This is a genomic window from Prosthecobacter dejongeii, assembly GCF_014203045.1.
In the GTDB taxonomy this organism is placed as follows: domain Bacteria; phylum Verrucomicrobiota; class Verrucomicrobiia; order Verrucomicrobiales; family Verrucomicrobiaceae; genus Prosthecobacter; species Prosthecobacter dejongeii.
On sequence record NZ_JACHIF010000004.1, the window covers coordinates 250,389 to 270,899 of the forward strand.

At 53.6% G+C, this 20,511-nt stretch carries 16 protein-coding genes; 8 read left to right on the forward strand and 8 right to left on the reverse strand.

All coding sequences use genetic code 11. From position 1 onward, the window contains the following. Window positions 1–60: 60 nt before the first annotated feature. The 4 genes from HNQ64_RS11590 to HNQ64_RS11605 form a co-directional block, all read right to left on the reverse strand. A complete protein-coding gene (locus HNQ64_RS11590) occupies window positions 61–1,041 on the reverse strand; it encodes an alkaline phosphatase family protein (protein WP_184208675.1) in 981 nt (326 codons plus the stop codon). Window positions 1,042–1,122: 81 nt separating this feature from the next. Next, window positions 1,123–2,319: a glycine C-acetyltransferase gene (locus tag HNQ64_RS11595; protein WP_184208677.1), complete on the reverse strand. Its 1,197-nt coding sequence runs from the start codon at window positions 2,317–2,319 to the stop codon at window positions 1,123–1,125. A 25-nt stretch (window positions 2,320–2,344) separates the two neighbouring features. Further along, on the reverse strand, window positions 2,345–3,373 hold the full coding sequence (gene tdh, locus HNQ64_RS11600) for an L-threonine 3-dehydrogenase (RefSeq protein WP_184208679.1): 1,029 nt from the start codon (window positions 3,371–3,373) through the stop codon (window positions 2,345–2,347). A gap of 123 nt (window positions 3,374–3,496) precedes the next feature. After that, a complete protein-coding gene (locus tag HNQ64_RS11605; protein WP_184208681.1) occupies window positions 3,497–4,513 on the reverse strand; it encodes an NAD(P)H-dependent glycerol-3-phosphate dehydrogenase in 1,017 nt (338 codons plus the stop codon). Window positions 4,514–4,645: 132 nt separating this feature from the next. On the opposite strand from HNQ64_RS11605, the gene HNQ64_RS11610 reads away from it, so the two are divergent. The 8 genes from HNQ64_RS11610 to HNQ64_RS11645 all read left to right on the forward strand — a co-directional run bounded on the left by HNQ64_RS11610 (window position 4,646) and on the right by HNQ64_RS11645 (window position 16,580). Beyond that, window positions 4,646–5,851 (forward strand): AGE family epimerase/isomerase, encoded by a 1,206-nt coding sequence (locus HNQ64_RS11610; RefSeq protein WP_184208683.1) that lies wholly within the window; start codon window positions 4,646–4,648, stop codon window positions 5,849–5,851. A 68-nt stretch (window positions 5,852–5,919) separates the two neighbouring features. Further along, complete coding sequence (locus tag HNQ64_RS11615) at window positions 5,920–6,840, forward strand: dihydrodipicolinate synthase family protein (protein ID WP_184208685.1); 921 nt, start codon at window positions 5,920–5,922, stop codon at window positions 6,838–6,840. A 56-nt stretch (window positions 6,841–6,896) separates the two neighbouring features. Then, the gene (locus tag HNQ64_RS11620; protein ID WP_184208687.1) at window positions 6,897–8,021 is read left to right on the forward strand and encodes a sialidase family protein; all 1,125 of its coding nucleotides are present in this window, start codon (window positions 6,897–6,899) and stop codon (window positions 8,019–8,021) included. 163 nt (window positions 8,022–8,184) lie between these two features. After that, window positions 8,185–9,069 (forward strand): polysaccharide deacetylase family protein, encoded by an 885-nt coding sequence (locus HNQ64_RS11625; RefSeq protein ID WP_221305424.1) that lies wholly within the window; start codon window positions 8,185–8,187, stop codon window positions 9,067–9,069. A gap of 105 nt (window positions 9,070–9,174) precedes the next feature. After that, complete coding sequence (locus tag HNQ64_RS11630) at window positions 9,175–10,899, forward strand: dynamin family protein (protein WP_184208691.1); 1,725 nt, start codon at window positions 9,175–9,177, stop codon at window positions 10,897–10,899. 105 nt (window positions 10,900–11,004) lie between these two features. Further along, on the forward strand, window positions 11,005–12,723 hold the full coding sequence (locus HNQ64_RS11635; protein WP_184208693.1) for a hypothetical protein: 1,719 nt from the start codon (window positions 11,005–11,007) through the stop codon (window positions 12,721–12,723). 70 nt (window positions 12,724–12,793) lie between these two features. Continuing rightward, complete coding sequence (locus tag HNQ64_RS11640; RefSeq protein WP_184208695.1) at window positions 12,794–15,115, forward strand: prolyl oligopeptidase family serine peptidase; 2,322 nt, start codon at window positions 12,794–12,796, stop codon at window positions 15,113–15,115. A gap of 79 nt (window positions 15,116–15,194) precedes the next feature. Beyond that, entirely contained in the window at window positions 15,195–16,580 is a 1,386-nt protein-coding gene (locus HNQ64_RS11645) for a sulfatase (RefSeq protein WP_184208697.1), read from the forward strand. A gap of 21 nt (window positions 16,581–16,601) precedes the next feature. Here the strand turns inward: HNQ64_RS11645 and HNQ64_RS11650 are convergent, their stop codons facing one another. Genes HNQ64_RS11650 through HNQ64_RS11665 form a run of 4 tightly spaced genes read right to left on the reverse strand, consistent with a single transcriptional unit; the run spans window position 16,602 to window position 20,475 of the window. Continuing rightward, window positions 16,602–18,104: an arylsulfatase gene (locus HNQ64_RS11650; RefSeq protein WP_184208699.1), complete on the reverse strand. Its 1,503-nt coding sequence runs from the start codon at window positions 18,102–18,104 to the stop codon at window positions 16,602–16,604. A gap of 29 nt (window positions 18,105–18,133) precedes the next feature. Then, on the reverse strand, window positions 18,134–18,949 hold the full coding sequence (locus HNQ64_RS11655) for a sugar phosphate isomerase/epimerase family protein (protein WP_184208701.1): 816 nt from the start codon (window positions 18,947–18,949) through the stop codon (window positions 18,134–18,136). 8 nt (window positions 18,950–18,957) lie between these two features. Continuing rightward, window positions 18,958–19,974 (reverse strand): flotillin-like protein FloA, encoded by a 1,017-nt coding sequence (gene floA / locus HNQ64_RS11660; protein ID WP_221305426.1) that lies wholly within the window; start codon window positions 19,972–19,974, stop codon window positions 18,958–18,960. 15 nt (window positions 19,975–19,989) lie between these two features. Beyond that, window positions 19,990–20,475 carry an NfeD family protein gene (locus HNQ64_RS11665; protein ID WP_184208702.1) on the reverse strand — a complete coding sequence of 162 codons (486 nt, stop codon included), beginning with the start codon at window positions 20,473–20,475 and terminating at the stop codon, window positions 19,990–19,992. Window positions 20,476–20,511: the final 36 nt, after the last annotated feature.

Here is a 20,511-nt window from a genome sequence, read left to right on the forward strand (position 1 = left end):
GTGATAAACGCAGGGATGCGCCCGAAATATCGCGGGAGAAAAGATTTAGTCTTTGGGAAATCAGGGCTCGATTGGGAGCGGTGCGGAGATTCTCAAGTGATCGTAGATCAGCGGGACGATCGCTGTCTGCGGCACTGGCGTATTGAGTAGCTTGTCTTTGGGCAGTTCCTTCCCGTGGGCGATGAGCCAGATCTTTCGTTCTTCATCGGTGTCTCCGCCATGCTTGGTGCCCGTGCCGCCATGATCGGTGGTGATGATCACCAGCCAATCTTCTTCGTTAAAATTTGGCCTCGCACTCATGGCTGCAATGAGACTGCCGATGTGGGCATCCACAGTCGAAATGGCCTTCAGATACCATTCATTCTCTGGCGAGAAGCTTCCACGTTTGTCACTGGCGGCATGGCCCACTTCATCCACCTGGCCAAAGTACACAAACATCACGTCGGGGTTCTGGGTGCGCAGCGTTTGCACTGCCTGATCGCGCATGGATTCATCATGGGCCACGTACTGTTCGGCATGGGATTCGAGGGTGAACTTGACGTCCAAAAACTCTTGCCCATTCACCCGGGAGCCATCGGCGATCATGTCATGGATGGGTTTCCAGTCAGCAAAGGAGGCGCACCAGGAGGTGGGTTTCACCTTCTTGATGTGGCGCATGAAATGCCCGTGAGCCTGAAAGCGTGCACCGAAGAAACGGTTGTCTTTGACGCGGTGCTTGTCCATCCACACACCGCTCAGCAGGCTGGACCAGCCTGGACCGCTGACGGTGGGCTGGTGGGTGACCTGTCCTAATTCGCCGCCTGCATAAACCTGCCTGCTGTGCAGACCTTGAGGATCGGTGGCCAGAGATTTAAGGTGAGGTGCGAGACCTTTTTCCATGGCTGCTGCGATGGCATCCGCCCGGCAGCCGTCCATGCCAATGAACAGGACCCTGCGGCCTTCAAAGTCGCTGTCCTTACCAGGTCCATGGGCCTGTAGCTGCGAGCCTAACGAAAAGAGAGTTAGGAAACAAAGGAGTGAGCGAACAGGCTGCATATTCATGCCAGGTAGGTGGCTGAGAAATCGTCAGACAAACGATGTTTGATACAAACAAACGTCGGAAAACCCAAAGGAGGATGGCTTTCACAGACCCAGTTCTTTTTTCACTTCGACAAAGGCTTGTACGGCCCAGTCCAGTTCGTCCCTCGTGTGGGCTGCACTGATCTGGGTGCGGATGCGCGCTTTTCCTTGCGGCACAACCGGGTAGCTGAAGCCGATGACATAGACACCCCGAACGAGCATGGCTTCGGCGAATTTGGCAGCCAGCGAAGCATCCCCGAGCATGATGGGGACGATAGGATGTTCCCCGGGCAGGAGATTGAATCCGGCTGCCGTCATTTCCTGCCGGAAAAAGCGGGTGTTGGCTTCCAGTGTGTCGCGAAGCTGGGTGGACTTGTTGAGCAAGTCCAGCGCAGCAATGGAAGCCCCGGCGATGGTGGGGGCGAGGGTATTGGAAAAGAGGTAGGGGCGTGATCGCTGGCGCAGCCATTCGATGATCTCTTTGCGACCACTGGTGTAGCCTCCGCTGGCACCTCCCAGGGCCTTGCCCAGGGTGCCTGTCAGAATGTCCACCCGGCCCATGACATCGCAGTGTTCATGGGTGCCGCGTCCCTGCTTGCCCATGAAGCCAACGGCGTGGGAATCATCCACCATGACGAGGGCTCCGTATTGGTCGGCCAGGTCGCAGATGGCCTTCAGATTGGCAATGTATCCATCCATGGAAAACACACCATCTGTGGCGATTAGCTTGAAACGTGCACCTTTGGCACTGGCTTCTTGGAGCTGGGTTTCCAGATCGGCCATGTCATTGTTCCGGTAACGGTAGCGCTGTGCCTTGCAGAGGCGGATGCCATCAATGATGGAAGCGTGGTTCAGTTCATCGCTGATGATGGCGTCCTCAGGGCCTAACAAGGTTTCAAATAAACCTCCATTTGCATCAAAGCAGGAGCTGTAGAGGATGGTGTCCTCCGTTCCCAGGAAATCGCTCAGGCTGGATTCCAACTCCTTGTGTACGCTTTGCGTGCCGCAGATGAAGCGCACGCTGGCCAGGCCGTAACCCCAATGTTCCAGGGCTTCATGGGCGGCTTGACGCACCTTGCTATGCTGGGCTAGGCCAAGGTAGTTGTTGGCACAGAGATTGATGACGGGTTTGCCACCATTGGCGCGGACAAGCGTGCCTTGGGGCGTCGTCAGGGTGCGTTCACGCTTGTAGGTGCCAGCTTCGCTGACGGCTTCCAACTGGCTGGCGAGATGAGCTTGGAAAGGGGAATAGGCTTTCATAAAAGCAGGGGAAGGGGGGATCGAGTTAGGTGGTCCAGTCGAGGACTACCTTGCCACAGTGGCCGGACTCCATGGCGGCAAAGCCTTGTTCAAAGTCCGTGTAGTGGAAACGGTGAGTGATGACAGGTTTCAAATTCAGTCCACACTCCAGCATGACACTCATCTGATACCAGGTCTCATACATCTCACGTCCATAGATGCCTTTGAGGGTCAGCATGTTGAAGATGACCTTGTTCCAGTCAATGGCCATGGGCCCGGAGGGAATGCCCAGCATGGCGATCTTGCCGCCGTGGCACATATTATCAATCATGCTGTGAAAGGCGGAGGCATTGCCACTCATCTCCAGCCCGACATCGAAGCCTTCCTTCATCCCAAGCTGTTTTTGTACATCGGTCAGGTTTTGCGTCTGCACATTCACGGCCAGGGTCGCGCCCATCTGGCGTGCGAGGTCCAGGCGGTACTCGTTGACATCGGTGATGACGACGTGGCGTGCGCCTGCATGCTTGACCACAGGGATGGCCATGATGCCGATAGGCCCCGCGCCAGTGATCAGCACGTCTTCACCGAGGCACTCAAAGGCCAGTGCTGTGTGTACCGCATTGCCAAAGGGATCGAAGATGGAGGCTACCTCCTCATCCACACCTTCGCGATGATGCCACACATTCGTCATCGGCACGCTGATGAATTCGGCAAAAGCCCCTGTGCGATTAACGCCGATGCCCACGGTGTCCTTGCATAGATGGCGGCGGCCTGCGAGGCAGTTGCGACAGCGGCCACAAACCACATGACCTTCAGCGCTAACGATTTCTCCTGGATGAAAGTCGCTGACGTTCGCTCCCACACTTACCACTTCGCCCACAAATTCGTGCCCCACCACCATCGGCACCGGGATGGTTTTCTGGGCCCAGGCATCCCATTTATAAATGTGCAGATCCGTACCGCAGATGCCCGTTTTGCGGACTTTGATCAGGACATCGTTGATGCCGACTTCGGGTTCCGGGACATCCTGCAGCCAGAGGCCGCGTTCCGCGTGAGCTTTGACGAGCGCTTTCATGGGTGGCGGTATATTGGAAGTAAATCCGGTAAAATGGCAAGGGGAATTATTCCATGATGAAGGATTGGATTCCTTTATATTGTCATTTAGGGCGCGAATGCAACAGGGGCTTATACGGCCTGATTACTCCGTTTCCGCCCGTGGATCGCGGGAAAGGAGTGCGCGCATGGCTTCTTTGGCCGGTTTGGCCTCATAGAGCATGGAGTAGATCTCATCCAGCAGGGGGGTGCGCACGCCTTTGGCTTTAGCGGCTCCATGCAGACTGGCGGTATTGGGCACACCCTCGGCCACCATGCGGGTGCTGGACATGATTTCCTGGAGGGGCATACCTTCACCGATGAGACGGCCCACCCGGTGATTGCGGCTGTGCTGGGAATAGCAAGTGGCCATCAGGTCGCCCACGCCGCCAAGCCCCATGAAGGATTCGGGCCGGCCTCCCATGGCTACGCCCATGCGCACCATTTCTGCCAGGGCCCGAGTGACCAGGGCGGCGATGGCATTATCTCCCAGCTTCAATCCGAGCGCGATGCCTGCGGCGATGGCATAGGGGTTTTTCATGGCTCCGGCCCATTCCACTCCCGCTACGTCATCGCTGGTGTAGGTGCGAAACCAGGGCAGGGTGAAACAAGTCTGAACCTCGCGTGCGATGTTTTCTTTTTCACACGCAACGACTGCAGCGGTGGCCATGCGTTGAGAAACTTCCTCGGCATGGTTGGGCCCTGTCAGAACCGCCAGGGCAGTGTGGGGGAAAGATTCTGACAGAATCTGGGTGAGCCGTTTACCGCTGTTGAGCTCAATGCCCTTGGCACACGAAATGATAACCTTTGCAGTCTGGAGCTCTGACAGGGCAGCCATGCTATGAGCAGTTTCGCGCACGGCTTTGGAGGGAACTACAAAGACGACGAGATCCGCAGGGCGTAGCTCTTCCAACTTGGCAGTGGCCTGAATGCTGGCTGGCAGGACCAAACCCGGTAAATAACGGGAATTTCTCCGGGTGTTCTGGATCTCATCCATGAGACCATGATCACGTCCCCAGAACTGCACCTGCATCCCACGTTCTGCCAGGACGGCGGTGAGCGCCGTCCCCCAGCTTCCGGCTCCAATGACGAGGGCATTTGAATATGGCAGGGCAGAGGACATGAGAAATAAATCGAATGCATCAAAGAGCAATCCTGGCCAGACCGCTAGTCACATCTGTAACGATGTTCTCAGATAAGACAGCCGCTTTCTCGGAAGGAATTCTGGAATGCTGTGCTTATTTTCCCGCTTCTCATGAATCCACTCATCCATCCAGAAGGCCGCCGTGCATTGGCCGCTTTCTATCAAGACACGCTGCTCAAAGATGTGATGCCATTCTGGTTAACGCATGCCATGGATGCAGAGCATGACGGCATCATGACAGCGCTGGATCGCGATGGCAGCCTGCTGGATACGGACAAAAGCATCTGGTTTCAGGGGCGTGCAGGCTGGATGTTTGCTACGCTTTTTAATACGATCCGGCCTGATCGAGCCTACTTCGATGCAGCGGGATCCTGCTTAGCTTTTTTGGAGAAGCATGGTTATGCCACGGATGGGAAGCTTTTCTTCACCGTCACGCGCGAGGGCAAACCACTACGGATGCGTCGTTACGCTTACAGTGAAGCTTTTGCCAGCATCGCACACGCGGCGTATTTTAAGGCCAGTGGTGATGCTCATTATGCCGAAGCGGCTCTGAGGGACTTTTCTTTCTACCTCCGTCACTCTTTTGAACCGGGGTATATGATGCCCAAAGTGGACTCGAATACTCGTACCATGGTCGGCATTGGAGCTCTCATGATCGGAATTGTCACGGCTCAAGAATTGAGATTAAACTTGGGCCATAAGGAAGTAGGTGGGCGCAGTTTGACGGAGTGGATTGACCTCTTCATCCTGGATATTCAACGTTTGTTTTACAAGCCGGAGCTAGAGGTGTTGTTGGAGACAGTTGCTCCAGATGGCAGCATTTTAGATCACCTGGATGGACGCATTCTCAACCCCGGCCATGCCATTGAGTGTGCGTGGTTCATCCTGCATGAAGGAAAAATGCGTGGGGAAAAAAGTTACATTCAGTTAGGTCTGAGGATTCTGGATTGCATGTGGAAGCGCGGGTGGGATGAAGGCATGGGGGGACTGTTTTACTACCGGGATGTCTATGACAAGCCTGTGCAAGAATATTGGCATGACATGAAATTCTGGTGGCCGCATAACGAGGCCATCATCGCCACTTTGTTAGCCTACGAGGTGACGGGAGATGCGAAGTACGCTGCCATGCACCAGCAGGTGCACGACTGGAGCTTTGCCCATTTTGCGGATGCTGAATATGGCGAATGGTATGGTTATCTGCACCGTGACGGCAGTGTTTCTCAACGAGCTAAAGGCAATATGTTCAAAGGGCCCTTTCACCTGCCTCGGATGCTGGCGTACTGTGTCCAGCTCCTGCAGGAGCCAAAGGCTGTTTAACCCATTCTAAAAAAGAACAGGTGATCAGCTGACTCATTGGGACCGAATTTGGCGTTATATCCAACGCCATGCTTTCACATCCCATCACAGGTCTTGTTGCTGCCACCCACACCCCGTTTCATGCTGACGGCTCTTTGAACCTTTCTGCGGTGGAAAAGCAGGCAGCTCATCTTTTGCACACGGGAGTGGGGCGGGCATTCATTGGGGGCACTACGGGTGAGAGCCATTCTTTGAGTCTAGCAGAACGTCAGGCCTTGGCTGAGCGCTGGATGGAGGTGACCAAAGGCACAGCTTTAAAAGTGGTGGTGCATGTGGGGGCAAACTGCCTGGGAGACGTCGCCACACTAGCGGCTCAGGCGCAAGATTTAGGTGCGGATGCTATCAGCGCACTGGCGCCCAGTTATTTCAAGCCACGCTCGGTTTCATCCTTGGTGGATTGCTGTGCGCAGATCACGACAGCCGCTCCTGAGCTGCCCTTTTTCCTTTATGATATTCCTTCATTTACAGGCATTTCTCTCTCCATGCCTGAGTTCTTATCTCAAGGTGTGGAGCGTCTGCCCACGCTTGCTGGGATTAAGTTTACCAATCCTGACGGCATGATGTTTCAACAGTGCCTTTACCATACTGAAGGTGCATTCTCCATCCTTTGGGGCACTGATGAGTGCTTGTTGGCGGGGTTGGCTCTTGGGGCTACGGGGGCGGTGGGGAGTACCTACAATTTTGCCGCCCCTCTTTATTTGCACATCCTTCGTGCGTTTGCAGAAAACGATTTCGAGTCGGCTCGGCGGGAGCAGCGGCGCTCTGTTGAATTGGTCGCTCGATTAGCTTCTGTCGGTTACATGGGGGCGGCGAAAGCGGTGATGAAGATTTTAGGGGTGGATGTGGGGCCTGCACGTTTGCCTCATACCAATCTGGATGCCGCGCAAGAGAAAGCGCTGGCGGCTGATCTGGATGCAATGGGGCTTCTGAGCACTGAATTCCGACTTTGAGCATTTTAATCCGAATCGTTTCGCCGTTGGTTACTGAAATTTAAACCTAACAAACAATGCATAAAATCATTTCATTTTTATCGTTCATCGCACTAGCGAATGCCCAGGAAATATCCTTTCCCGTTCCTGCCCTGGATTTATCTCAGGAGACCGCCCGCCAAGTACAGGTGGACCGAGAGGCTGGCCAATACTTGGGGCACCCAACGACGGTGCTGTTAGAGGATGGTAAGACGATGCTCTGTGTGTATCCCAAAGGTCATGGAAAAGGCGGCATTGTTTACAAGCGCAGCCTAGATGGTGGCCTGACTTGGAGTGACCGCCTGCCGACGCCTGAAAACTGGGCTACTTCTCGGGAGGTGCCTACGCTGCATCGGGTAGTGAATGCTGCGGGAAAAAAACGTCTCATCATGTGGAGCGGGCTGTACCCGGCGCGTCTCGCCGTGAGTGAAGACGACGGTGCAAACTGGAGTTCGCTCAAACCCGCGGGGGACTGGGGCGGCATTGTGGTCATGGGCTTTACAGAACCGCTTAAGACGCCCGGCCATTACATGGCGATGTTTCATGATGATGGGCGCTATTTCAGTACCACAAACACCCACTCAAAGCCGCCATTGTTTATTCTCTACAAAGTCTTGTCCGAAGATGGTGGCCTGAGCTGGGGCAAGCCGGAGCCGGTTTTCCAGAGCAGTGAGGTCAATCTGTGTGAACCGGGGTTCATTCGTTCCCCTGATGGCCAGGAGATTGCCGTACTGTTGCGGGAAAACGCCCGGAAGAAGAACTCTCACATCATCTTTAGCCGTGATGAGGGGCAGACATGGACAGCACCTCGTGAACTTCCAGATTCGCTGAATGGAGATCGTCATACGGCCAAATACACTGCGGATGGCCGCCTATTCATTTCCTTTCGCAGCGTAGCCCCCAAGGGTAAAACGACGCCATTTTTGGGCGATTGGGTCGCCTGGGTGGGGCGCTATGAAGATCTCGCCCAAGGTAAGCCGGGGCAATATCACGTCCGTTTGATGGACAATACCAAAGGCTATGACTGCGCTTACCCGGGGGTGGAGGTCTTACCTGATGATACCGTCGTTACCACCACCTACGGACATTGGACGGAAGGGGAAATGCCCTACATCATGAGTGTGAGACTGCAACTGAGTGAGTTGGACGCCTTGAAAAAGTAGCCGCAGGTCTAGAAAAGCAAATTTCCGCAGGGCATCACCTCCAGGGGGATGCCCTGTTTTTTAGCCTGGATTTGTGCTTAGCTGCGCTGGAAAGTACCATCAATGTTCAATTTCCACAAACTTCATGCTTTCCTAAATGGCGCACTGAACTAATCTCGCCGCCGTGATTTCTCAACGCATGTACCTCAGTATCTGGCTAGGCATCCTCATGGGCAGCGCAGGCTGCAGTTCTACCGACAAAAAGCCGGAAGACCTTGCCGAAGTTCGTAAAGCCGCCATTGCTGCTCCGGATCCGATCCTTCTGGACAATCCACTGGCGAAGCGGATGAACAACCCTTCCACCATGCCGACGGTGCCGCCTGCGGGGGCCAAAATCGGCTATTCCCAGGTGAACATCACGGAGAAGGTCGTAGCTATGACCTTCGACGATGGTCCACACCCCACTCTGACGCCGAAGCTTCTGGACATTCTGAAGGCTCGCAACATCAAGTGCACTTTCTTCGTCATCGGTCGCAGTGCCAAGACCTATCCAAACATCATTCGCCGCATGATCGCCGAAGGGCATGAGGTGGCGAACCACACCTGGACTCACGCCAGCCTCACTAGCCGCTCCGATGCCCAAATCCGCACGGAACTACAGCAGAGTGAAGATGCCCTGGTCGCGGCAGCGAATTATCGCCCTCACCTCATCCGTCCTCCTTACGGGGCGATCAATACCCGCATCAAGCAGTTGATGTTCTCAGAATTTGGATACTCCACGATCATGTGGTCCGTGGATCCCCAAGACTGGCGCCGCCCGGGCGTTTCAGTGGTCACCAGCCGTCTCGTTAATGGTGCCCATCCAGGCGCAATCATGCTGGCTCATGACATCCACCCTCCGACCATCGAAGCTATGCCAGCGATGTTTGACCAGCTTCTGGCCAAGGGCTATCAATTCGTCACAGTCAGCCAGTTGCTGAACATGGAGAAGGCAAATATGCCCGTGGGTGTCGTCATCCGTCCTGCCATGGCCGTGGATGATAAAGATCCAGCGCCATTGCCGCAGTGAGTTAAGGGTTTTAGTTTGAGGGTTCAGAACTAGAGTGGCTGCACCCTTGCAGGTGCCAGCCACTTTTTGTTTTCCCTTTGTTCCCAGATTCTGAATTCCCCAACCATGATAGGTGATGAATACTTCCATTTGCGCACTCGCCTGAGCGGGCATTTGCATGCGCTTGCAGAAGTCATCCGTGACCTCGGCGGGGATACGGAGTCCATCGCCATTGCTGAGAATCTCATTGCAAGTCTCAAGGAGCCTTTTGTCTTCGTGGTGGTGGGAGAGGTCAATGTGGGCAAGTCCACCTTCCTGAATGCGCTTTTCGGTCAGGACTTCTCCCGCACGGGGGTGATGCCAACGACGGATAAAATTCTATTTTTCAAACATGGGCCCCAGCAACAGATCGTGCCCATCACGCCCACGCTGGATGAGGTCCATGTGCCCAATGATATCCTGCGGGATTTTCACATCGTAGATACTCCCGGGACCAATTCTATCGAGAATGAGCATCAAGAGATCACCGAGCGTTTCGTGCCGATCGCAGACCTCGTGATCTTTGTTTTCAGTGCGATGAACCCTTGGGGAGCTTCTGCCTGGCAATTTCTTGACAAGGTGCACAAGCACTGGATGCGGCACGTTGTCTTCATTCTACAGCAGTGTGATCTCCGCAGCCCTGAGGAAATCCAGGTCATCACCGACTACATGGGGCAGCTTTCCCGCCAGCGTTATGGTCAGGATTTTCCACTCTTTCCAGTCTCAGCTAAAAAGGCCTATCTGGCACGAAGCTCAGGTGTGGATCGTGAGCGTCTCATGGCAGAAAGTGGATTTCAGGGGTTGGAAGATCACATCTCCAATCTGGTCGGGCGCAATGCTTCCCGGCTCAACAAGCTTTCCAGCACCGTTCGTTTAGCGCGTCAGCTTTTGACAAATTTGCGAGATCACGTCACTCAGCAGGCTCAGCACGCACAGCATTCTGCGGCACTGATCCAGGAGTTTCTCACGGAGCGGGAAATGCAGGTGGATCGTACCTTGAAAAAAATCCTGCCTGCTCTGGATGCAACCGAGAGGGATTATCATGAATCCTGTGTGCGGGTGGCAGGCTTAGCGGATGATGCGCTGGCCACGCGGCAAGCTTTCAAAAAAGACCCGTCGGAGGAGAAGGAAGAGATCAAACAAGAAAGTCTGGATCATCGATTGTTTCAAGATTTGCAGCATCGAACGGGGGATCGTTGGCGTCAGGTCGGCATCATTCTGGAAGAGGATTGCCTGCAGTATGATCGCTTTCTGCATTCCCAAGGGCGTGGTACGCTTTTCCCTGCGGATGCGGTTTTACCCACGGAGGCAGATCCTGAACTTAGACGGCTGTTCGCTGCTCACATTGACAGCACCATCCGTCGCTTTGTTCTAAGTCTCAAGCTGGATGAAGCCATCGAGCCCGGACTGAATAAAGCCCGTAAACGGGCGCGCTGGGTTCCCTGGTTGATCCTGCCAGTGCTGGCTGCGGTTGGGACTGCTTGGTATTTCGACGGGCCCATCGGTGCGGCTATTTCAGCGGGTGGTGGGATGCTACTGGTAGGGTTTGCTCTGCTCATTACTCAGTCCGCATTGAACCATACCCGGGGACAATTGGTGGACAGATTGGAAACTTCCACCATGAAGCTTCGGGAGATGCTGTTGACTCAGGTGCAGAGCGATGTGGAGGCCCTTTTTGCCCGCTTCCTGCCACTGCTGCAGCCCGCACAATCAGAGGCCAATGGACGCGAACAACTCCTCCTTGGCCACACGGATCGCCTACAAACTTTGTCGGATTCCCTGCATGCTTTTCAGCGGGAAATGATGCATTAGCCTTCGGTCGTAAGGCAGCTCCTCCAGGGCTCAAAAACAGAGGTGTGACTAAAACGTCACTCACCATTCTTTGCATCGTACCCTACTTTGCATCCAGCAACGCATGTGACTGAACTGCTCCTCATTGACACCATTGGCCCGTTTTTTCGTGGGTATGATCGTCGTGTCATCAATTGGTCAAAAATCCCTTGGGATCATGCTGGACGTCAAGGGGCGGCGTGGTGGGAGACGGTGTGCCGTGAATTGAATGTCATCGCGCGCCAAGCGGCTAGTTGGGGATTCAACGCGGCATCCATGGATGATGTGGCGCATCTGGCAGATCACGCCTGGATTGAGCCCGAGATTCGCCGCCGCATCGCGCGGTATCGTTTGGAGATGCGAGATTGTTTTCAGGTACTTTCATGCGCCGGACTCTCCGTTTACGTGACCATGGACGTATTCTCAGCCACTCCAGGTTTGCTTCAGCGATTGGAGCATGAACGGATGACCGTGAACGAATATCTGTGCGGCTTGCTGGATCAATTCTTCACAGACTTCCCAGAAGTCGCCGGCGTTATCGTTCGCATCGGCGAGGCGGACGGTAAAGATGTGCATGATGATTTTCGAAGCCAACTCGTCATCAAAACCCCGGCAGATGCACGTGCGTTTCTCCAGCAGATCTTGCCCATTTTTGAGAAACATCAGCGCCGTTTGATTTTCCGTACTTGGACTGTGGGTGCCTATCCCATCGGTGATCTTATGTGGCATCGGGGGACCTTTGCGGAGACTTTTCAAGACATCACCAGCCATGCTCTGGTGGTGTCTATGAAGTACGGTGAGACGGATTTTTTCCGCTACCTCCCTTTGAATCGAAATTTCTTTCGAACGCCTTTGGCTAAAATCGTGGAGCTACAGACGCGGCGAGAATACGAAGGGTGTGGAGAATATCCGAGCTTCACGGGTTGGTTGTATGAGCGTTATGCACGTGAGCTTAAGCAGGCCCAAAATGTTATCGGTTGCATGGTCTGGTGTCAGACTGGGGGCTGGGTGCCGTTTCGAAGATTGGCCTTTATAGATCGTGAGGCTATCTGGAATGACCTGAATACCTATGTCACTATTCGGGTGATCAAGGACGGAGCTCTGGTAGAAGATGCCGTTCGCGATTTTGCCAGAGAACGTTACTTGGGGGATTCGGATGCTTTGTTGGAGCTTCTTCGTCTTTCCGATGAATGCGTCCGAGAGCTTCTTTATGTCGAGGAGTTTGCCCAGCAAAAGCTGTTCTTCCGTCGTGTGCGCATCCCTCCGATGCTGACGGTTTATTGGGGGAACTTGTTCGTCAGCCACAGCTTGCGCAAGCTGCTACGCTACTTCGTTCGTGATGCAGATGGGGCCTTGCGCAGCGCCCAGCGCTGCATGGATAACCTGGATCACATGATCCCTCTGGCGAAACGCGCCGGTGTGCCTGTAGCCGATATCGAATACATGCGTGACACTTTTGCCCTTTTGGCGTTGGCCAGAGAATACTACTTTGCTGAGGATGTCACTGACATTGAAGAGCGTATTCTAGCCGCTAAAGCGGATTACAAAGCTAAATATAGCAAACGCGGGTTGCGTGCGCGCTACCGAGTCAAAACGGACTTTAAGCCGTTATTGCTCAATCCACGCCATCTTGGATGGGCCATCCAGTTTTTAATGCGTCGTCAGCGTGGGTATCGGATGGTGGATCGTCTCGTCGTTCTCAGTGCGCTATCTCTCATCTACCGTTTCATTGCGGCCCGTCGTCCTCATTGGATTCCTGGATTTGCCTCTAAAAGTGCCATGGGGGTGGATGTGGTTTTCCGCTAAAGAACTGCTCAAGCGGACATTGAGACCCAAGGTTTGCGAGAGCTGAACGTTTGTTTGGCATCCATTCATTATGTTCCGCCTTCTCTTTGTTTTTATTCTTCCCGCCTTCTTCCTTCAGGCTGCTAGTGTGGATGAAGCGTTGCTCGCTGCAAAGAAATGGGATAACCAATTATTTCGAAATCAAGTCAAGGCGGTCTGGTTGGATGAAAATACTTTCTGGTATAGGCTTCAAACTGGCGCCAAAAGTAGTGAGTATGTCCGCATAGATGCAAGGACCGGCGAGCGTAGAACGGCAGCCACACTTCAAGGCATCGGTTTGCCTGAATTTGAAACACTTAAAACCTCTCAAAGTCAGGAAAAAATCCATCCATCAGGGAATGGCCTTGAGACAAAAATCGTCTTTTCCAATCGCCTCTCAAAGCCTGTTCGGATGACCTGGATTGATGCCCGTGGAAAGCATCACTCCTACAAAGCATTGCCTCCGGGGGAAACTTTCCGTCAAAATACTTTTGTGGATCACGTCTGGTTAGTGAGTGACCTTGATGGTCGGCAGATCGCAGTTGTCAGTGCCAAAATAGTGCCTCTAGAAGTGGAGATTGATGCCATTCCATCAGCCGCTCATGAAGGTGTGACCTCCAATTTGAAAGCAGGCGAGATACTAGCTCCGAATGGCCAGTGGTCGGCATGGGTGGAAAATGGGCAGCTCATGCTGAAGGACCAGCGTGTGAATAAGACCATGCAAATAAAGAGAAATTTTGAGCCAGCGCTTCCTTTTCAGGGGGGCATTACCTGGGCTCCAGATTCCTCTTGTTTCGTTGTCTCGTGTGCAGCGGATGTGACGAAGCGTCACATCACTCTGATTGAATCCTCGCCCCCAGATCAGGTAGAACCCAAACGAAAGGAAATCACTTATTCCAAGGCGGGAGATGACTTATTTAAACCCATGCCTGTCATTGTTAGACTGACCCCAGAGGGGCATGCATGCAAGGCTGTCCAAACGGAGTTGTTTTCGAATCCTTTTATTCAGACTGATCATTTCGACATCCGTTGGGCTCCCGACAGCCGTGAATTTTATTTCGACTACAACCAGCGTGGACACCAGCTTTACAGAATCATCGGGGTAGATGCATTCTCAGCAAATGCTCGAACCGTGGTGGAGGAAAGTAGTAAAACTTTCGTGGATCATACCCAGAAAACTTGGCGCCAGTGGTTGGATAAAAGCCATGAACTGCTTTGGATGAGTGAGCGGGATGGGTGGTGTCACCTCTGGTTGTATGACAGTCAACTTGGCCAAGTGAAGCAACAGGTCACTCGGGGGGAATGGGTGGTAAGAAAGGTTCTGGAGGTGAATGAGGCGACCCAGCAGGTATGGTTCATGGCTTCGGGTTTGAGAAAGGAAGAGGATCCCTACCACCAGCACCTCTACCGCATCCATTTGGATGGCACAGGATTCAAGCAGTTGACGGAAGGAGATGGTCAGCATGAGATTGAGTGGTCGCCTAACAAGAGGTATTTTATTGATACATGGTCGCGCGTCGATTTGCCTCAAGTGATCGAGCTTCGGCGGAGCGAGGATGGGAGCCGAGTTTGTCTTTTAGAAAAGGCTACCGCTCAGACATTGCTGGCTACCGGTTGGCAGATGCCGGAGCGTTTTGTCGCCAAAGGGCGGGATGGTCACACCGATATACATGGCATCATCATCAAGCCTTCATTTTTTGACCCCACAAAAAAGTATCCTGTAGTGGAGCAAATCTACGCTGGCCCTCACAGCGCTTTTGTGCCCAAAACGTTTGGAGTGCTCTCCAAACAACATCGGATCGCGGAACTTGGATTCATCGTCGTGCAAGCCGATGGCTTGGGGACCAATCATCGAGGGAAAAAATTTCATGAAGTCTGTTGGAAAAATCTGAAGGACGCAGGTTTTCCGGACCGCATTGCCTGGATTAAAATGGCTGGTGCTTCCAGGCCCTGGATGGATCTCACTCGCGTGGGTATTTACGGCGGTAGTGCAGGAGGACAGAGTGCCATGCGGGCATTGTTAGACCATCATGACTTCTATCATGTGGCCATGGCAGACTGTGGATGTCATGACAATCGCATGGATAAAATCTGGTGGAATGAGCAATGGATGGGCTGGCCGCTGGATGAAAGCTACAAACGTAGTTCCAATGTCGAAGATGCCGCTAAGCTTCAGGGAAAGCTGCTTTTGGTAGTAGGAGAGTTAGATGACAATGTGGATCCTTCCAGCACTCTCCAGGTGGTTCATGCTTTGCAGAAAGCTGGAAAATCCTTCGAGTTTATGCCGATCATAGGGGCAGGTCATGGAGCTGCGGAGACACCCTTTGGATCGCGCTTACTGATGGATTTTTTGGTCAAACATCTTCATCCTTGAGCTTCGCAAATTCATGCGGGCATGGTATTCGGCGAAATGTGAGGAGGCGTGGTTCGTTCATGGTGAATTCATCATGGTCATGAAACATTTTCTCCTCATTCTGCTCAGCTCGGGGCTGTTTGGTGGGTCGATCTATGCTCAGCCGGATCGCCCTAACTTTATCCTTATTCTCGCGGATGATCTGGGCTGGGCAGATCTGGGTTGTTATGGGAACAATTACAACGAAACGCCGAACATTGACCGCTTAGCGAAAGAGGGCATGCGGTTTACCCAGTTTTATGCTGGTCCTGTCTGTTCGCCGACTCGGGCCAATTTACAAAGTGGCCAAGATCAGGCTCGTTTTGGCATCACCCAGCACATTCCAGGACATCGGCGTCCGTTTGCTAAATTGACGGATCCTGTCGTTGCGTCACACTTGCCCCTGGCGGTCGAGACCTATGCAGAGCGTCTCCGTAGCGTTGGTTATACCACGGGATACTTTGGTAAGTGGCATTTAGGCAAGGCTGGGTATGGACCTCAGGATCAGGGGTGGCAAACTGTCGTGGAATGTCAGGGGCACACCCAACCACCTCAGATCACCGGCACCTCGCAGCCGCAGCGAACGGCCGATTTTTTGACGAGTAGAGCTGAGGCCTTTATTCGTGACCATCGTGAGCGCCCCTTCGTTTTGCAGTTATCTCACTACGCTGTTCATATCCCTCTCTCCACCACACCAGAGTTACTGCAGAAGTATCAGGTCAAAAAACCAACAACTGGTTATCCCTGCAATCCAATGTATGCGGGGCTACTGGAGGAATTGGATCAAAGTGTGGGGCGTATCGTTCAGGCTGTGGATCAGGCGGGATTGGCTGAAAAGACACTCATCCTTTTTCTGTCTGACAATGGGGGGATCGAGCATGAACAAAGCGGACGAGTCGTGACATCCAATCGACCGTTGCGAGGAGAGAAGGGGACTCTATATGAAGGAGGCATTCGCATACCCGCCCTAGCTCGCTGGCCAGGCCGTATTCCAGTAGGCAGTGAATGCCTGACACCTGCCACTACCATGGATATCCACCCGACATTGATTGAGCTAGGAAAAGTTCAGTCATTGAACTCACAACCTCAAGATGGCGTGAGTCTAGCCGCTGTCCTGCGTGATTCGCAGGCAATCCTCGCACGTGATACCTTTTACTGGCATCTCCCACATTATCATCATAGCAGCCCTGCCAGTGCGATTCGTCAAGGAGACTGGAAGCTCATCGAATTTTACGAAACGGAGACGACTCAACTCTATCGTTTAGACACGGATCCAGCCGAAGCGAAAGACCTGAGTGCAAGTGAACCTACCAAGACTGCCAAGCTGCGTTCTGACCTAGCTGAATGGAGAAAAAAAGTGGGAGCGCAGATGCCGACTCAAAACCCTCAGTATGATCCAGCAAAGGCGACTCAACTAGCCAAGGGCAAGAAGGAGGCGGATAATTGAGCTGGCGATCAACCTGCACCTCTAGTTAATCCCAGGCACTTTTAGAGGAAATAAGGCATTCTCAGACATCTCACTTTTCAGCACCCTTTCAGCCTGCTGAATCAACTCAGAATGCTGGGCGGCGATGTCGGTCGTTTCGCCTGGATCTTGGGCAAGATCATAAATTTCCCACGGTCCTGGAGACTTCGTTTTGAGCCTTTGCCGCACTCCTTTGAATTCACCCAGACGCACCGCGACTTGCCCTTCATACTCGGGGAAGACCCAGAGCATGGGGCGGTTACGAGTTTGTTTATTCCCCCTCGTGAGTGCAGACCACAAGCTCTGCCCATCCAGTCCTGTGGGTGTTTCCAGACCAGTGGCTTCACACAGAGTGGGAAACCAATCGGCAAAGTAGCTCGGCGTGGCATTCACACCGCCTGGAGAGATCCGTCCAGGAAGCCGGGCAATCATCGGCACTCGGATGCCGCCCTCATACACGCTGCCTTTGTAGCCACGCAGACCTGCCGTGCTATTGAAAAACCCTGCATCCACTCCACCTACATGGAAATGGGTTTTGGTGGAGCGCGGGTGAGTGGTGCCATTGTCACTGGTGAAAATGATCAGCGTGTTTTCTGTGACTCCCGCTTGATCCAAGGCCGTCATAACCCGCCCCACATAGCTGTCGAGGTCTGAAATCATGGCTGCATATGCTGCTCGCGGCCGTGGATGAGGAACATAACCGCTCTCTCCACGATACGGCTCGGCGTCCCATTCAGCAGGGAAACGCTCTACCGATTCACGCGGTGGGTGCATGGAGACATGAGGCTCGATAAAAGCGAGATAGAGGAAAAACGGTTTGGCGGATTGAGTCTGGATGAATTTTTCCGCTTCTTGGATCATCAGCTTGGGCGCGTAGATTTCGCCGATCCAGTCTGCCATTTTGACTTCACCTTCGGGCTGTTTACCATGACCTGGAATGGGTTTGGCATTGAGCGGTACTTTCTCTGCGTTGCGCCAGAGGTATTCAGGATAAAAACTGTGTGCAAGCGATTGGCAATTATACCCGAAAAATAAATCAAAACCCTTTTTGTTAGGCTCACCCGTACTACCGACTGGGCCCAGCCCCCACTTGCCCATGGCACCGGTGGCGTAGCCCGCTTTTTGAAAAAGCTGGGCAATGGTCACTGCTTGATCAGAAAGCGGATACTGACCTTCCGTGAACTGAGGCAGGTGCTTTTGAACTGGCAAGTTGCCTCGGATTTCAGCATGGCCCAGGTGCTTCCCTGTCATGAGCACACATCGGGATGGGGCACAGACGGGAGCTCCTGAGTAATGTTGGGTGAAGCGTGTGCCTTCTTTAGCTAAACGATCTAAATGAGGCGTGGGAATTTTCTTCTGGCCATAGCTGCCTAGCTCGCCCCAGCCCAGATCATCTGCCAGGATGAAAACGACGTTCAGGCGCTGGGGGCTGGGGGCTCCCTGGAGGTTGATAGCTCCCAGGGAGAACGCTGCTATAACATGCAGGAAAGAGCGAAAAATTTTCATTTCCACCTCAACGCTGCGTCAACGTGCGATCACACGTAAAGTTGATGATAGGCCTCCGTGATTTTCTTCAGCCATTCGTCTTGATCCATGGCCCAGTAACGGTTGGAAAATATTTCGACCTCACGCGTTCCCTTATATCCCGTAGCATCCACCCAGTCCGAAATTTGGCGGATGGGAATGCAGCCTTCGCCCATGAGACCACGGTCATTGAGGAAATCCATCGTGGGTGTTTTCCAGTCGCAGATATGGAAGGCAAAAAGGCGCTTCTGTGCGGCAGTGAATTCGATCTGGTGCTTCAATTCAGGGTCCCACCAGATGTGATACACATCTGCGGCGATGCCTAGCATCTCAGGTGAGCCCAGGGCATCGCAGATGTCATTGGCCTGGCGCATTGTGTTCACGGCACTGCGATCATCGGCATACATGGGATGCAGCGGTTCAATACCCAGTTTGACCCCTGCTGCCTCGGCATCAGGCAAGATCGCCTCAATGCCATCCGCAATCTGTTTCCTGGATTCTTCCAATGACTGACCTGGAACGGCCCCACACACCAGAACGATCAGGGGTGCCCCAAGCGCTTGGGCTTCCTCGATGCAGCGGCGATTGTCATCAATGGCTTTTCGGCGACCCTCTGCAGAAGCCGATGGAAAGAAACCTCCTCGGCAAAGGCTGACGATGTCCAGCCCTGCTTCACGCGCCTGTCGGCCCACTTCGGCAGGATTCCGACCCTCCAAATTGTAGCGCCAAAAGGTGATCCCCCCCACACCTGCCGCGGCATAGCGGGAGATGCACTCTTCGGTGGTCCAGGGCTTGGTGGTGATGGTGTGGATGCAAAGTCGGCGCATGGGCTTCCTCAGGATTGAATGGACCCTGTCGCCGTGCCAGCGATTTTTGCGCGCATGTCGGTATCCGCAGCGATGTTTTTGTAACGCGCAAAGTCCATGATCCCGAGGTTACCATTGCGAAAAGCTTCGGCCATGGCCATGGGAATTTGAGCCTCAGCCTCCACGACTCGCGCGCGCATTTCTTGAGTGCGGGCGGCCATTTCTTGTTCCACCGCCACGGCAGCAGCTCGTCGCACTTCAGCATTCGCCTGCGCGATCTTTTTGTCCGTTTCAGCCTGTTCCGCTTGCAGCTTCGCACCCACGTTTTCACCCACATCAATATCAGCGATATCAATGGAAAGAATCTCAAAGGCGGTGCCTGCATCCACGCCTTTATGCAAAACCAGTTTGGAGATGCTATCTGGGTTTTCGAGCACATCCTTGTAGGAGGCGGAGGAGCCGATGCATGTCACGATGCCTTCACCCACACGGGCGACCACCGTCTCTTCCGTAGCACCACCGATGAAACGATCCAGGTTGGTGCGCACGGTGACACGGGCACGCACACGCAGAGAAATACCATCCTTCGCGACAGCATCGATTTTGCCACCGCGCCCCATGTCTGGATGAGGGCAGTCAATCACCTTGGGATTGATGCTGGTCCGCACAGCTTCCAGCACGGTTTTGGAGGTGCCTTTGCAGGCCAGGTCAATGGCACAAGCACGGCGGAAGTCCAAGGGGATACCCGCCTTATCCGCTGCGATGAGGGAAAGCACCACGTGGGTGACGTCACCGCCCGCCAAGTAGTGAGCCTCCAGTTGATCCGTATTGATGGGAATGCCGGCTTTAGCCGAAGTGATGCGAGTATCCACAATCAAGGCATTTGGCACTCCCCGCAGATACATGGCTAATAAATTGACGATGCTCACCGGCGCATTGGAAATACGTGCCCGAAGCCACAAGTTGAAAAACTTGGCCACGATAAGGAAGAGGACGAGTGCAACGATGATGGCACCGCCGACGAGTAGGATTTCAAGGTTGCTCATATAAATAAAGTCTAACTAGGAGTGGAGAGAAATAGCGCGGACAAGAAGGTTACCAGGTTCTGCGCCAGTGACGCACAAACGTGAACCCGCAGGAATAAAACCATCCTCACTGCGCACTTCACGACGGCTGCCGCTAAAGTCGGCACGCCCTAAGGGCCTGAGCTCTGTCAGCGCCACCCCTTCAGTTCCGCAGGCGAGAGTTTGTGGGTTCTCAGCCGAAGGGATTTCCGCCTGGAGCGTAAACGTGCGACTCCAAAACTGGACTGCAAAAAAGCGCAGCCAAATCAGCTGTAAAATCGCTGAACCGACGATGATGAAACAAGCCACTGCGCCGCGTCCCCAAGCTGGCCAGTGGGAAAATTCCTCTGCCATCATGACCAAAAGTACACCCGTCAGCACGCACAGCACCCCTAAGATCCCAGCGATCATGCCTGGGATAAAGGTCTCCAAGATCATGAGGAGAACCCCAAGGATCACGATGATAGCAACAGTGGTGATCATGTGTGATAAGATCATGGCGGTTATCCCGCGCACCGT

Excerpts from the sequence above, each read along its gene's own strand:
- HNQ64_RS11615 (WP_184208685.1), top strand. The coding sequence starts at position 5,920 with ATGCTTTCACATCCCATCACAGGTCTTGTTGCTGCCACCCACACCCCG.
- HNQ64_RS11630 (WP_184208691.1), top strand. The coding sequence starts at position 9,175 with ATGATAGGTGATGAATACTTCCATTTGCGCACTCGCCTGAGCGGGCAT.
- HNQ64_RS11645 (WP_184208697.1), top strand. The coding sequence starts at position 15,195 with ATGAAACATTTTCTCCTCATTCTGCTCAGCTCGGGGCTGTTTGGTGGG.
- HNQ64_RS11620 (WP_184208687.1), top strand. The coding sequence starts at position 6,897 with ATGCATAAAATCATTTCATTTTTATCGTTCATCGCACTAGCGAATGCC.
- HNQ64_RS11605 (WP_184208681.1), bottom strand. The coding sequence starts at position 4,513 with ATGTCCTCTGCCCTGCCATATTCAAATGCCCTCGTCATTGGAGCCGGA.
- HNQ64_RS11640 (WP_184208695.1), top strand. The coding sequence starts at position 12,794 with ATGTTCCGCCTTCTCTTTGTTTTTATTCTTCCCGCCTTCTTCCTTCAG.
- floA (WP_221305426.1), bottom strand. The coding sequence starts at position 19,974 with ATGAGCAACCTTGAAATCCTACTCGTCGGCGGTGCCATCATCGTTGCA.
- HNQ64_RS11650 (WP_184208699.1), bottom strand. The coding sequence starts at position 18,104 with ATGAAAATTTTTCGCTCTTTCCTGCATGTTATAGCAGCGTTCTCCCTG.
- HNQ64_RS11665 (WP_184208702.1), bottom strand. The coding sequence starts at position 20,475 with ATGATCACCACTGTTGCTATCATCGTGATCCTTGGGGTTCTCCTCATG.
- HNQ64_RS11595 (WP_184208677.1), bottom strand. The coding sequence starts at position 2,319 with ATGAAAGCCTATTCCCCTTTCCAAGCTCATCTCGCCAGCCAGTTGGAA.
- tdh (WP_184208679.1), bottom strand. The coding sequence starts at position 3,373 with ATGAAAGCGCTCGTCAAAGCTCACGCGGAACGCGGCCTCTGGCTGCAG.
- HNQ64_RS11655 (WP_184208701.1), bottom strand. The coding sequence starts at position 18,949 with ATGCGCCGACTTTGCATCCACACCATCACCACCAAGCCCTGGACCACC.
- HNQ64_RS11590 (WP_184208675.1), bottom strand. The coding sequence starts at position 1,041 with ATGAATATGCAGCCTGTTCGCTCACTCCTTTGTTTCCTAACTCTCTTT.
- HNQ64_RS11610 (WP_184208683.1), top strand. The coding sequence starts at position 4,646 with ATGAATCCACTCATCCATCCAGAAGGCCGCCGTGCATTGGCCGCTTTC.